A 12,856-nucleotide genomic window follows, 5' to 3' on the forward strand; every position below is an offset into this window, starting at 1 on the left:
CGTCGAATGGTGGCTGTGTGTAGGCGGGACGTACATCGGGGTAGAGGTCGCTCTCCTCCAGGCGCTCACCGCGGCCGGTCGCCGCACGAGCGGCGTCTTCGGCTTGGATGCCGATGAGCGTCTCGCCGATGTGAACACGGCTTTTGATCATGTCCGGCATGGTAGACGGGGGACGGCCGCGCTCCGCTTGGGGGCGCGCGGCCGTGGGGTCAACGAGCCGTTACCGCAAGGCCGTCACGACCAGATCGTGCCGCCCGCGAAGTCCTTCGCTATCACCTTCTGGACGCCGTCGGCGATCTTGGTGTCCTGGAGGATGATGCCCAGCTCGCGGTTCTTGTTGAGGGAGGTGTTGGAGAAGTTCTCCGAGCCCACGAAGACCTTCTCCTGCGCCGTGCCCTGGTCGGCGACGATCGCCTTGGCGTGGATGTACAGGGGCGCCGAGGCGGCGTACGTGCTGACCTTCACGCCCGCCGAGGTGAGGGTGTCGAACTCGCTGGCGTAGGTGTTGCCGGTGTTGCTCATCACGACCTCGACCTGGACGCCGCGCTGGGCCGCCGCGGTGAGGGCGTTGACCACGGTGGCGTCACCCATCTCCTGGTTCTCCACGTACAGGTTGGTCTGCGCGCCGTTGATCAGTGCGAGGAGTTGGGACTGGGAGTCGGTCGGGGACCACACCAGGTGGTCGCCGTCGCCGGGGGTGACGGACTTCGTCGCGTAGTCGGCGTTGAAGACCTTCTCGATCGCGGAGACGTCGGCGCTGTCGGTGTCGGTGACCGTGTAGTTGCGGTCGGCCGCGTAGTACTTCGAGGTCATGTTGCCGCTCATGATGACGGCCTGGGTGCCGTCGACGACCATCGTCTTCTCGTGCGTGAAGTAGTACGCGCTGCTCGACCAGGCCACTGCGACGCCGTTGTTCTTCAGGTACGTGTACGTGCTGGAGTTGGTGGACTTCCGGCGCTTGTCCAGGATCACGCGGACCTTGACGCCCGCCTTCTCCTTGGCCACCAGGTCCTTCTGGGCGGTGGTGTCGACCAGTTCGTACATCGTCAGGTCGATGCTCTTGTGGGCCGAGTTGATCAGGTCGTAGATCGGCTGGATGCCCTGGTCGGGCTGGACGATCAGGGAGTACGCGCCGGAGGCGGCGTGCGAGGTGGGGGCGGTCAGGGCGAGGGCCGCGGAGGCGGCGACGGTGGCGGTTGCCAGCCGGACTAACCGGATACGGCGCATGCTTCCTCCAAGTGTGGGGGGTGAAGAGGCATCGCGGCGATGCCGCGCCATGCGTACAGCGCGGACATGACAACCGTATGGCTGGACGTCGACATGTGAATGACGCGCGTAGAGTTTTGGCCCTGGCTTTACCGGACTCACAGGGTTCGTTTACAGCCGGCCCGAGGCCGCGTCAGCAGCCCAGCGAATCCGTCACGAACTCCCCCACATGCCCCAGTACTTGCTCCCGTTCCGCTCCCGGCAAGCCCACCACCAGATGGGTGCCGAAGCCGTCGAGCAGCGCGCGCATGCGGATGGCGAAGCGTTCCGCGTCCACGGTGCGGAACTCGCCGTGCGAGATGCCCTCGGCGACCAGGGCCACCAGATCGCGGTGCCAGACCAGTTCGAGGTCGAGTTGGCGGCGCAGCGCCTCCTCGGTCGGGTGGGAGCGGTTCCACACCTCGGACCACAGCACCCAGCGCGGATCGCGCGGGCCGTCGGGCAGGTAGAGGTCCACGAACGCGTCCAGCCGCTCCCGCACCGGAGCCCGCCTGGAGAGCACCGCCCGGCGCTCCACGCCGAGCTGCTCCTCGCTCCACTCCAGGGTCTGCAGCAGCAGTTCGTCCTTGCTGCCGAAGTAGTACATGACGTGCCCGCTGCTCATGCCGACCTCGCGGCCGAGCCCGGCGATCGTCAGCTCGGCGAGGCCGCGCTCGGCGATGGCCGTCATCGCGGCGGCCATCACCTGCTCCCGGGGCTGCTTCAGCCGTCGCCTGGGGCGGACAGGTCCGGGCACCGCGACCTCCGAGTTCGGTCCGCCGGGTGGATCACACCCGGGGCTGCTGCTGTGTGATGCAGTGGATGCCGCCGCCGTGGGCGAAGATCTCACGGGCGTCGACCAGGACCACCTCGCGCTGCGGGAACAGCCGCGCGAAGATCTCCGCGTTGCGTTCGTCCGCCGGATCGTCGAAGCCGCACAGCACGACGCCGCCGTTGCACAGGTAGTGGTTGACGTAAGAGTAGTCGACCGGTTCGCCGTCGACCTCGGTGACGGTGGGGGCGGGCAGCTCGACCACCTCAAGACTGCGGCCCCGGGCGTCGGTGGCGCCGCTCAGCAGCGCGATGACCTCGCGGGAGACCTCGTGGTCGGGGTGTGCCGGGTCCTGCTGGCTGTGCACCACGACCACCCCGGGCCGGGCGAACGCGGCGACGATGTCGACATGGCCCCGGGTGCCGAACCTGCCGTAGTCGGCGGTGAGCCCGCGCGGCAGCCAGATCGCCTTGGACGTGCCCAGGAAGGCGTGCAGCTCCTCCTCGACCTCCTCGCGGGTCCAGCCGGGGTTGCGCCCCGGGTCGAGTTGCACGGTCTCGGTGAGCAGCACCGTGCCCTCGCCGTCGACATGGATGCCGCCGCCCTCGTTGACCAGCTTGGACGAGTAGCGGCGGGCACCGGCCAGCTCCGCCACCCGCGCGCCGACCTCGGCGTCCAGGTCCCAGCGGGCCCACTCCTGCCCGCCCCAGCCGTTGAACGTCCAGTCGGCGGCGGCCAGTTGGCCGCCGCCCACCAGGAAGGTGGGTCCCATGTCCCGCATCCACGCGTCGTTGAGCGGCAGTTCGACCACCTTCACCCCGTACCCGCCCAGCTCGGCGCGGGCGCCCTGCGCGTCGCCCGGCGCGGCCACCATGGTCACCGGCTCGAAGCGGGCCACCGCCTTGGCCACCGCGCCCCACGCCGCCCGTGACGCGGCGAGGTCCTCGGCGTCGTCGAAGGTGATGGACGACGAGGGCCAGGCCATCCAGGTGAGGGCGTGCGGCGCCCACTCGGGGGGCATGCGGAAGCCGTCGGCTGCGGGCAGTGCGGTCATGGATGGGTGTCCTTCAGGGAGTCAGAGGAAGTAGAGGCGGTTGAGCGAGACCCGCTCGGCCGGATCGGAGCGCACCGGCTCGCCGTCCAGCGTCACCAGGCCGCTGTCGCCGTCCACCTGGACGTGTCCGATACGGGAGTTGAGCACCAGGTCGGCCGGGCCGATGCCGCGGGTGCCGCGTACCGCGACCCGGCGGCGCCGGGTGGGCATCCGGTCGTCGCCCAGCGCGACGGCGGCACCGGCGACGAACGCCACCGAGATGTCGGCGGGCGTCGCCCCGTACGAGCCGAACTGCGGTCCCAGCACCAGGGGTTCGCAGGTGTCGGTGGCCGCGTTGGGGTCGCCGGTCACCCCGTACGCCGGGAAGCCGGACTTGAGCACGAGTTGCGGCTTGGCTCCGAAGTAGCGCGGCTGCCACAGCACGATGTCGGCGAGCTTGCCGACCTCCAGCGAGCCGACCTCGTGCGCCAGGCCGTGGGCGATCGCCGGGTTGATGGTGAGCTTGGCGATGTAGCGCAGCACCCGGGCGTTGTCGTCGTCCGCGCCGTCCCCCGCCAGCGGCCCAAGGTCGGCCTTCATCTTGCCCGCCATGGCGAAGGTGCGGCGTACGGTCTCGCCCGCGCGCCCCATGCCCTGCGCGTCGGAGGAGGTGATGCCGATCGCGCCCAGGTCGTGCAGCACGTCCTCGGCGCCCATGGTTCCGGCGCGTATCCGGTCCCGGGCCATGGCCGCGTCGCCGGGCAGATCCGGCTTGAGGTCGTGGACGGAGACGATCATGCCGTAGTGCTCGGCCACCGCGTCCCGGCCGAACGGCAGGGTGGGGTTGGTGGACGAGCCGATGACGTTCGGCACGCCCGCCATCTTCAGCACGTTGGGGACATGGCCGCCGCCGCAGCCCTCGATGTGGAAGGCGTGGATGGTGCGTCCTTCGAGCACCTTCAGGGTGTCCTCGACCGTCAGGCACTCGTTCAACCCGTCGCTGTGCAGGGCGACCTGGACGTCGTGCTCCTCGGCGACCCGAAGCGCCGTGTCCAGCGCGCGGGCGTGCGCGCCCATGTCCTCGTGGACCTTGAACCCGGACGCCCCGCCTTCGGCGAGCGCCTCGACCAGCGGCGCCGGATCGGAGGACGAGCCCCGGGCCAGGAAGCCGATGTTGACCGGCCAGGCGTCGAAGGCGTTGAACGCGTGCCGCAGCGCCCACGGCGAGTTGACGCCGACGCCCCACACCGGACCGAACTCCTGGCCGATGATGGTGGTGACACCGGAGGCCAGGGACGCCTCCATCACCCGCGGGGAGAGCAGATGGACGTGGGTGTCGATGGCGCCCGCGGTGGCGATCAGACCCTCGCCCGGCACGATGGTGGTGCCGGTACCGACCACCACGTCCACCCCGTCGAGCGTGTCGGGGTTGCCCGCCCGGCCGATGGCGTGGATCCGGCCCTCGCGGATGCCGATGGACACCTTGCGGATGCCCAGCGCCGCGTCGATCACCAGCACGTTGCTGATCACCACGTCGCAGGTGTCGCGCACCGCGGCGGCCTTCAGATGCAGGCCGTCGCGGGCGGTCTTGCCGAATCCGGCCAGGAACTCCTCGCCGGTGCGCTGGGAGTCCGACTCGACCCGGATCACCAGTCCGGAATCGCCCAGCCGGACCCGGTCGCCGGCGCGCGGGCCGTGGACGGCCGCGTACTCACGGGTGTCGATCACTCTTCCTCCTCCGCTCCCAGATAGCCGCAGGCCGCCGCCCGCCGCAGGGCCTCCCGCCGGGCGCCGGGCGCGTCCAGCGGTCCGTCGACCAGACCGGCGAAGCCGATCGCCACCCGGTCGCCGCCGATCGGCACCAGGCCGACCTCCACCTGCGACCCCGGGTCGAACCGCACCGAGGACCCGGCGGGCACCGCCAGCCGCATTCCGTAGGCGGCCGAACGGGCAAAGCTCAGCCGGGGGTTGGCCTCGAAGAAGTGGAAGTGCGAGGTGACGCTGATCGGGACGGTCGCCGCGTTCCGCACGGACAGCCGCACGGTGGGCTCGGCCGGCGGGTCGGCGGGTCCGGGCAGCACCGCGCCGGGCGCGTCGTCACCGAGCGAGCCGCCGCTGATCGGGTCGCTGACCACGGCGAGCCGGGAGCCGTCGTCGAAGACCGCCTCGACCATGACATCGCCGATCACGTCGGCCACCCCGGGCAGTACGTCGTCGGGCGTCAGCACGGCGCGCGCGGCCTCGATGGCCTCGGCGAGCCGCCTGCCGTCCCGGGCCGCCTCGCACACCGTGTCGGCTATCAGGGCCGTGGCCTCGGGCACGTTCAGCCGCAGACCACGGGCCCGCCGCGCCCGTGCCAACTCGGCGGCACCGAACAGCAGCAGGCGGTCGCGCTCCGTCGGGGTCAGCCGCATCTCCCCGCCTCCTCCAGGCCGAAGATCAAAAATTTGAACTCCACTCTAACAAGGAAACTCTTCGAAAAGAAGGGTTGACCTACTGCTTGGCGTGAGTCACATTGAGCGGCGTTCTAAAACCTCCCCTCCTAGTCAATGTCCAGGGAGACCGCGCATGCAGATCGAACAGCGGGGCGTCGACACCGTCCCCGAAGAGGAGCGCACCAGCGGGCCACGGGACGTGATCAGCATCCTGCTGGGCTCCAACCTCGCCCTCGGCGTGATCGTCTTCGGCTGGCTCCCGGTCTCCTTCGGACTGGGCTGGTGGGGCTCGTTCACCTCACTGGTGGCCGGCACCCTGGTGGGAACGCTGCTGGTGGCGCCGCTCGCGCTGGTGTCCCTGCGCACCGCCACCAACCTGTCGACCAGCAGCGGAGCCCATTTCGGCGTCCGGGGAAGGCTGTTGGGGTCGATGATCGGGCTGCTGCTCTCCCTCGGGTACACCGCGCTCACCCTGTGGGTCGGCGGTGACGCGGTGGTGGGCTGTCTGCACCGGCTGCTCGGGCTGCCCACCGGCGCGGCGAGCTATGCGACGGTCTACGCGGTGCTCGCGCTGACCACCGCGTCGTCGGCGGTGTTCGGGTACCGGATGCTGCTGCGGCTCAGCCGGCTGCTGACCGTCACGCTGACGGTGCTGCTGTTCGTCGGGGTCATCGCGTACTTCGGGATGTTCCACGCCGCACCGCCGCACGGCTCGTCGTACCTGCTCGGGAGTTACTGGCCGACCTGGCTGCTGTCCGCCGTCTCGGCCGGGCTCAGCGGCCCGATCGCGTTCATCACGCTGCTCGGTGACTACACGCGCTACGTCTCGCCGAACCGCTTCAGCCAGCCGAAGGTGTTCTGGGGCACCTGCTTCGGGCTGGTCGTCGGGCTGTTGGTACCGCAGTTGTTCGGTACGTTCACCGCCCTGTGCGTCAGCGCGGGCGGTGACTACGCGACCTCTCTGGTGGCCGCGTCCCCCGCCTGGTACCTGCCGCTGCTGCTGCTCAACGGCTCGGCGGGGTCGGTGGGCAACGCCGGGTTGATGCTCTACAGCATGGGCCTCGACCTGGACGCGATCCTGCCGAAGGCGACCCGTACACAGGCCACCTACGTGGTGGCGGCGGTCTCCACCGCGCTGGTCTACCTGGGCCACTTCGCCTGGGCCGCACAGGACGCGATGACCTCGTTCGTCCTGGTGCTCACCGCGATCGGCACTCCGTGGGCGGTGATCACGCTGATGGGGTTCCGCCGGGTGCGGGGGTGCTACGACGCGGACGCGCTACAGGTGTACAACCGCCGTACGTTCGGGGGGATCTACTGGTACCGGGCGGGCTGGAACGTGTCGGCAGTGGCCGCCTGGGCCTGCGGGTCGGTGGTCGGTCTGCTGGAGGTCGACACTCCGCTGTACAGCGGGCCGCTGCTGAAGTACACCGGCGGGATCGACATCAGCTTCCTGCTGTCCGCCGCGGTGGCGGCGGTCGTGTACGCCGCCCTGAACGCGGGCCGCCCGCACCCGGTTCCCACGGCGGTCCCGGCGGGCGAGACGGCCGTCGCCGTCAACTGAGTGATTTCCGGCGGGGGTTGGGGCGGAGCCGCCGGGCCGGTTGGGTGTGGTTGCTCGCCGTCGCGGCGGGAGGGAATCTGCCGGCGTACCCGCGAACTCCCGCCGCAGCGGCAAATCTCCCTCCGCCACCGAAGCACGGCGTCAGCCGAGGCGGTGCATCCACCCGTGAGTGTCGGGCACGACGCCCGTCTGGATGTCGAGAAGCGCCTTGCGCAACCGCATCGTCACCTTGCCCGGCTCGCCGTCCGCGACGGTCCAGTTGTCGCGGGTCGACTTCACCGAACCGACCGGCGTGATCACGGCGGCGGTCCCGCAGGCGAAGACCTCGGTGAGGGTGCCGTCGGCGTTGCCGTTCTTCCAGTCGTCCACCGAGATCCGGCCCTCGGCCACCTCGTAGCCGAGGTCCTCGGCGATCTGGAGCAGCGACAGCCGGGTGATACCGGGCAGAAGCGAACCGGTCAGTTCGGGCGTGACGATCTTGTCCCCGTACACGAAGTACAGGTTCATACCGCCCATTTCCTCGATCCACCGGCGCTCGATCGCGTCCAGCCAGACCACCTGGTCGCAGCCGTGCTCGATGGCCTGGGCCTGCGCGACCAGCGAAGCGGCGTAGTTTCCGGCGCACTTGGCGGCACCGGTGCCGCCGGGCGCGGCCCGCACGTACTCCTCGGAGAGCCAGACGGACACCGGCTTGACGCCACCGGGGAAGTACGCGCCGGCCGGGGAGGCGATCACGATGAACAGGTACTCGTTCGCGGGCCGGACGCCGAGCCCGACCTCGCTGGCGAACATGAACGGCCGCAGGTAGAGCGACTGTTCACCCTCGCTCGGCACCCACGCCTTGTCCTGGCTGACCAGCGCGTCGCACGCGGCGATGAAGGTCTCCACCGGCAGTTCGGGCATGGCCAGCCGGCGCGCCGAGGCCTGGAAGCGCTCGGCGTTGGCCCACGGGCGGAAGGTGGCCACGCTGCCGTCCGGCTGCCGGTACGCCTTGAGCCCCTCGAAGATGGACTGCGCGTAGTGCAGCGTCATGTTGGCCGGGTCGATCGACAGCGGCGCGTACGGGACGAGCTGGGCGTCGTGCCAACCACGGCCTTCCGTCCACCGGATGGTGACCATGTGGTCGGTGAAGTGGCGGCCGAAACCGGGGTTGGCGAGGATCGCCTCCCGCTCCGCGTCGGAGAGCGGGTGGGCCGAGGGCTTGAGCTCGATCGTGGGCGTCGTCATGTGTGCGTGTCCTTCACCGTGAGGTAGTGGCGGACCGCGTACTCCGCCTTGGGGCGTTGCTAGGACGTCCTAGCTTCCTCCCTTAGTGCGGCCCTCTGTCCGATTATCGCCGAGAGGGGTGGGGGTGAAAACCACTCGCACATGTGGCGCGGATCGCGGTCCAGGGGTCGATGGTGGCATCCGGGATCGCCGTTGCACAGCACGAGGACCTGTCCGGCGGATGCTGGTTCCGCCGGACAGGTCCTCGTGGAGGTAGGGGTCCGGCGTCAGCCGGATACTCGGGCGGCGAGCGCGTCGCCGATCGCGCTGGTGGAGCGCTGGGCGCCGGTGCGCTCTGCGAGGTCGGCGGCGACCGCGGCCTCGATACGGGCGGCCTCGTCGGGGTGGCCGAGGTGCTGGAGCAGCAAGGCGACCGACAGCACGGTGGCGGTCGGGTCGGCCTTGCCCTGGCCCGCGATGTCCGGCGCGGAACCGTGCACCGGCTCGAACATCGAGGGGAACTCCCCGGAGGGGTTGATGTTCCCACTGGCGGCCAGGCCGATGCCGCCGGTGATGGCGGCGGCGAGGTCGGTGAGGATGTCACCGAAGAGGTTGTCGGTGACGACCACGTCGAACCGCTCGGGCTGGGTGACGAAGAAGATCGTCGCCGCGTCCACATGCAGATAGTCGGTGGTGACCTCGGGGAACTCCTGGCCGACCCGGTCGAAGATGTTCTTCCACAGGTGCCCGGCGTGCACCAGCACGTTGTTCTTGTGCACCAGGGTGAGCTTCTTGCGCGGCCGGGCCTGGGCACGGGCGTAGGCATCCCGCACCACCCGCTCGACGCCGAAGGCGGTGTTGACGCTGACCTCGGTGGCCACCTCGTGCGGCGTACCGGCGCGCAGCACACCGCCGTTGCCGACGTACGGACCCTCGGTGCCCTCGCGGACCACCACGAAGTCGATCTCATGGTCGCCCGCGAGCGCGGACTTCACACCGGGGAGCAGCTTGCTGGGCCGCAGGTTGACGTGGTGGTCGAAGGCGAACCGCAGCTTGAGCAGGAACCCGCGCTCCAGCACACCGGACGGCACCGACGGGTCGCCGATGGCGCCGAGCAGGATGGCGTCGTGCTCCTTGAGCTGTGCCAGATCGGCGTCGGTGAGGGTCTCACCGGTCCCGTGCCAGCGCTTGGCGCCGAAGTCGTAGGTCTTCGTCTCCAGCTTCACGTCCTGCGGAAGGACGGCGCTGAGCACCTTGAGGCCTTCTGACACGACTTCCTGGCCGATGCCGTCACCGGGGATCACTGCGAGGCTGATGGTGCGAGACATGTTGGGCACTGTACGCCTCGTCCCAGTCAATGACATTGCGTATCCACATTCTGGACGCCCGACCGGCCGAGCGGCCAAGTCGCCCGGCCGGAGAGGGAGTTACGGTGCATCAGCGGGGCTCGTGACCGGTGGATCCGCCGTTGTCGCGGCGGTCCAGGGCGCGCTGCAGGGCTTCGGCGGCGTTCTTGCGGGCGGTCTCATCCATGGGTGCACAACTCCAACCATGACGCTGGGGTCCCCTGCCGGGCAGGGGGCGAGGGGTGCGCCGGAAGGGGCGGGGAGCGGGAGCCGCAGGGGTGGCCTGCGCGAAGGCACCGGCTCTCATCCGCCGATCGCTGGATCAAGCGAGACGTTCGGCTCTTACAACGCTAGGACGACTTCGCCGTTCTGTCGTCATGATTACTCGGACTTCCTACTATCTGAGACGGCAACCACACGAACGGCCCCCTGGCGGTTGCCAGGGGGCCGCGGGTCGCCCATGCCGTAGGCCAGGGCCAGGCCGGGTTCAGCCCATGTGCGGGTAGCGGTAGTCCGTCGGCGGGACCAGCGTCTCCTTGATCGCACGGGTGGACGTCCAGCGCATCAGGTTCTGCGCGGCGCCCGCCTTGTCGTTGGTGCCGGAGGCCCGGCCGCCGCCGAACGGCTGCTGGCCGACCACGGCGCCGGTCGACTTGTCGTTGATGTAGAAGTTGCCCGCGGCGTACCGCAGCACGTCCATGGCGTGCGCGGCGGCGGCCCGGTCACCGGCGATGATCGAACCGGTCAGCGCGTACTTGGAGACGGACTCCATCTGCGCCAGCATCTGCTCGTAGTTCTCGTCCTCGTAGACGTGCACGGCGAGGAACGGGCCGAAGTACTCGTCCTGGAAGACCTCGTTCTCCGGGTCGGCGCAGACCACGACGGTCGGACGGACGAAGTAGCCCACCGAGTCGTCGTACGTGCCGCCGGCGATGATCTCGCAGGTCGGGTCGGCCTTGGCGCGGTCGATGGCGGCCTTGTTCTTGGCGAAGGCCCGGTCGTCGATCACGGCACCGATGAAGTTGTCCAGGTCGGTGACATCACCCATGGTGATGCCGTCCACCTCGGCCGCGAAGGCCTCCTTGAAGCCGCTGTCCCAGATGGAGCGCGGGATGTAGGCGCGGGAGGTCGCCGAGCACTTCTGGCCCTGGTACTCGAAGGCGCCGCGGGTCAGGGCGGTCTTCAGCACCGCCGGGTCGGCCGACGGGTGGGCGACCACGAAGTCCTTGCCGCCGGTCTCGCCGACGATCCGCGGGTAGTTCCGGTACTTCTCGATGTTGGCGCCCACCGTCTTCCACAGGTACTGGAAGGTCCTGGTGGAGCCGGTGAAGTGGATGCCCGCCAGCTCGGGGTGGTTCAGCGCCACCTCGGAGACCGCGATGCCGTCGCCGGTCAGCAGGTTGATGACGCCCTTGGGCAGGCCCGCCTCCTCCAGCAGCTCCATCAGCAGCACGGCGGCCCTGGTCTGCGTCGGGGACGGCTTCCAGATGACCACGTTGCCCATCAGCGCGGGCGCGGTCGGCAGGTTGCCCGCGATCGCCGAGAAGTTGAACGGCGTGATCGCGTAGACGAAACCTTCCAGCGGGCGGTGGTCGAGGCGGTTCCACACGCCCGGCGAGTTCGCCGGGGGCTGCTCGGCCAGGATCTGCCGGGCGTAGGCGACGTTGAACCGCCAGAAGTCGACCAGCTCGCAGGGGGTGTCGATCTCGGCCTGCTGGGCGGTCTTGGACTGGCCCAGCATGGTCGCGGCGGCGATCGTCTCCCGCCACGGCCCGGCCAGCAGCTCGGCGGCGCGCAGGATGATCGCGGCGCGGTCGTCGAAGGACATCTCGCGCCAGGCGGGCGCCGCGGCCAGCGCCGCGTCGATGGCGTCCCGGGCGTCCTGGGCGGTGGCGCCGCGCAGCGTGCCGAGCCGGGCCGCGTGGTTGTGCGGCTGTACGACGTCGAAGGGCTCCCCTCCGCCCATCCGCTTCACGCCGCCGATGGTCATCGGCAGGTCGACCGGGTTCTCGCTCAGCTCCTTGAGCTTCACTTCGAGACGGGAACGCTCCGGGCTGCCCGGCGCGTAGGAGTGCACCGGCTCGTTGACCGGAGTCGGGACCTGGGTCACGGCGTCCATGTGAGGGGGTCTCCTTCTACGTTGGGTGATGCTGTGGCGCCGGTCAGGCGCCGGGGACGAACGAGCGCAGGAAGAACGCGAGGTTCGCGGGGCGCTCGGCGAGTCGGCGCATGAAGTACCCGTACCAGTCTGCGCCGTACGGCACGTAAATGCGCATGCGCTCGCCCTCCCCCGCCAGGCGGCGCTGCTCGGCGGTGCGGATGCCGAAGAGCATCTGGAACTCGTAGTCACCGGGCTGCCGCCCGTTGCGCCGGGCCAGGTCCTGGCCGATGGCGATCATGCGCGGGTCGTGCGAGCCGATCATCGGGTACCCGCCGCCCGCCATCAGGATCTTCAGGCAGCGCACATAGGCCCGGTCCACCTCGCGCTTGTCCTGGTACGCGACCGAGGCGGGCTCCTTGTAGGCGCCCTTGACCAGCCGCACCCGGGAGCCCGGGGTGGCCAGGCGGCGGCAGTCGTCCTCGGTGCGGAACAGGTAGGACTGCACGACGGCACCGGTGCCCGGGTGCTCCTTGCGCAGTTCGTCGAGGATGGCCAGGGTCGAGTCGACCGTGGTGTGGTCCTCCATGTCGAGGGTGACCGTGGTGCCCGCGGCGGTGGCCGCCTCGGCGACCTCGCGGACGTTCTCCAGCGCGATGTCGTGCCCGTCCACCGGAAGCGCCTGGCCGAAGGCGGACAGCTTCACCGACACCTCGGCGTGCTTGCCGAGCCCTTCGGCGGCGATGGCCTCCAGCAGCCGGAGGTAGGCGTCGCGGGTGGCGTTGGCGGTGACCCGGTCGGTGACGTCCTCGCCCAGGTGATCGAGGGTGACCTCAAGCCCGGCGGCGGTCAGCGCCCGGACGTTGGCCATGGCGGGCCGCAGTTCGTCACCGGCGACGAAGCGGTCCACGACCGGCCGGGTGACGGGGGCGGCCGCGACGATGCGGCGCATGCGGTCGCTGCGCGAGGCGGCGAGCAACACGGGACCCAGCACGGGGCTCCTCCAATGTGCGCGTAGAGCAAGGGTGCGAGGAGCCCGTACGCGTGCGGCGAGGCATGCGAAGTGACCACTTCGCGCAGGTGGCTCCGCCATGAAATCTAGGTTTCCCCCTCACCGTGAGCTATCGACAGTTGTCACGCATCCGTGACCGACCCCT

The 12,856-nt window shown here is 69.9% G+C and carries 10 protein-coding genes and 1 pseudogene; 1 reads left to right on the forward strand and 10 read right to left on the reverse strand.

The window, feature by feature from the left end; translation table 11 throughout:
* Nucleotides 1–22 precede the first annotated feature (22 nt).
* The 6 genes and pseudogenes from P3G67_RS08405 to ureA all read right to left on the reverse strand — a co-directional run.
* Nucleotides 23–115 (reverse strand): annotated as a pseudogene (locus P3G67_RS08405) (HAD family hydrolase); the annotation flags it as partial.
* A gap of 119 nt (nucleotides 116–234) precedes the next feature.
* Nucleotides 235–1,227, reverse strand: coding sequence for a phospholipase D-like domain-containing protein (locus tag P3G67_RS08410; RefSeq protein ID WP_276092876.1), 993 nt, complete (start codon nucleotides 1,225–1,227; stop codon nucleotides 235–237).
* Between the two features lie 172 nt (nucleotides 1,228–1,399).
* Complete coding sequence (locus P3G67_RS08415) at nucleotides 1,400–2,002, reverse strand: TetR/AcrR family transcriptional regulator (protein WP_276092877.1); 603 nt, start codon at nucleotides 2,000–2,002, stop codon at nucleotides 1,400–1,402.
* Between the two features lie 31 nt (nucleotides 2,003–2,033).
* On the reverse strand, nucleotides 2,034–3,071 hold the full coding sequence (locus tag P3G67_RS08420; RefSeq protein ID WP_276092878.1) for an agmatine deiminase family protein: 1,038 nt from the start codon (nucleotides 3,069–3,071) through the stop codon (nucleotides 2,034–2,036).
* Between the two features lie 21 nt (nucleotides 3,072–3,092).
* Complete coding sequence (locus P3G67_RS08425) at nucleotides 3,093–4,808, reverse strand: urease subunit alpha (protein ID WP_391858225.1); 1,716 nt, start codon at nucleotides 4,806–4,808, stop codon at nucleotides 3,093–3,095.
* Nucleotides 4,775–5,464, reverse strand: coding sequence for an urease subunit gamma (gene ureA / locus P3G67_RS08430; protein WP_276092879.1), 690 nt, complete (start codon nucleotides 5,462–5,464; stop codon nucleotides 4,775–4,777). Before ureA ends, P3G67_RS08425 begins: the two co-directional genes overlap by 34 nt.
* 154 nt (nucleotides 5,465–5,618) lie before the next feature.
* On the opposite strand from ureA, the gene P3G67_RS08435 reads away from it, so the two are divergent.
* Nucleotides 5,619–7,049, forward strand: a complete 1,431-nt coding sequence (locus P3G67_RS08435) for a cytosine permease (RefSeq protein ID WP_276092880.1) — start codon at nucleotides 5,619–5,621, stop codon at nucleotides 7,047–7,049.
* 141 nt (nucleotides 7,050–7,190) lie between these two features.
* On the opposite strand, the gene P3G67_RS08440 is transcribed toward P3G67_RS08435, so the two are convergent.
* The 4 genes from P3G67_RS08440 to P3G67_RS08455 form a co-directional block, all read right to left on the reverse strand.
* Nucleotides 7,191–8,276: a branched-chain amino acid aminotransferase gene (locus tag P3G67_RS08440; RefSeq protein WP_269853080.1), complete on the reverse strand. Its 1,086-nt coding sequence runs from the start codon at nucleotides 8,274–8,276 to the stop codon at nucleotides 7,191–7,193.
* 266 nt (nucleotides 8,277–8,542) lie between these two features.
* Nucleotides 8,543–9,583, reverse strand: coding sequence for a 3-isopropylmalate dehydrogenase (locus P3G67_RS08445; RefSeq protein ID WP_269853081.1), 1,041 nt, complete (start codon nucleotides 9,581–9,583; stop codon nucleotides 8,543–8,545).
* 505 nt (nucleotides 9,584–10,088) lie between these two features.
* The gene (gene pruA, locus P3G67_RS08450; protein ID WP_269853082.1) at nucleotides 10,089–11,720 is read right to left on the reverse strand and encodes an L-glutamate gamma-semialdehyde dehydrogenase; all 1,632 of its coding nucleotides are present in this window, start codon (nucleotides 11,718–11,720) and stop codon (nucleotides 10,089–10,091) included.
* Between the two features lie 43 nt (nucleotides 11,721–11,763).
* Nucleotides 11,764–12,693 (reverse strand): proline dehydrogenase family protein, encoded by a 930-nt coding sequence (locus P3G67_RS08455; RefSeq protein ID WP_276092881.1) that lies wholly within the window; start codon nucleotides 12,691–12,693, stop codon nucleotides 11,764–11,766.
* Nucleotides 12,694–12,856: the final 163 nt, after the last annotated feature.

It is taken from the genome of Streptomyces silvisoli (genome assembly GCF_029269905.1).
Taxonomy (GTDB): Bacteria; Actinomycetota; Actinomycetes; order Streptomycetales; family Streptomycetaceae; genus Streptantibioticus_A; species Streptantibioticus_A silvisoli_A.

What these genes read in the sequence shown, in the direction of transcription:
- P3G67_RS08445 (WP_269853081.1), bottom strand. Translation starts at nt 9,583, where the DNA reads ATGTCTCGCACCATCAGCCTCGCAGTGATCCCCGGTGACGGCATCGGC.
- P3G67_RS08410 (WP_276092876.1), bottom strand. Translation starts at nt 1,227, where the DNA reads ATGCGCCGTATCCGGTTAGTCCGGCTGGCAACCGCCACCGTCGCCGCC.
- P3G67_RS08440 (WP_269853080.1), bottom strand. Translation starts at nt 8,276, where the DNA reads ATGACGACGCCCACGATCGAGCTCAAGCCCTCGGCCCACCCGCTCTCC.
- pruA (WP_269853082.1), bottom strand. Translation starts at nt 11,720, where the DNA reads ATGGACGCCGTGACCCAGGTCCCGACTCCGGTCAACGAGCCGGTGCAC.
- ureA (WP_276092879.1), bottom strand. Translation starts at nt 5,464, where the DNA reads ATGCGGCTGACCCCGACGGAGCGCGACCGCCTGCTGCTGTTCGGTGCC.
- P3G67_RS08435 (WP_276092880.1), top strand. Translation starts at nt 5,619, where the DNA reads ATGCAGATCGAACAGCGGGGCGTCGACACCGTCCCCGAAGAGGAGCGC.
- P3G67_RS08420 (WP_276092878.1), bottom strand. Translation starts at nt 3,071, where the DNA reads ATGACCGCACTGCCCGCAGCCGACGGCTTCCGCATGCCCCCCGAGTGG.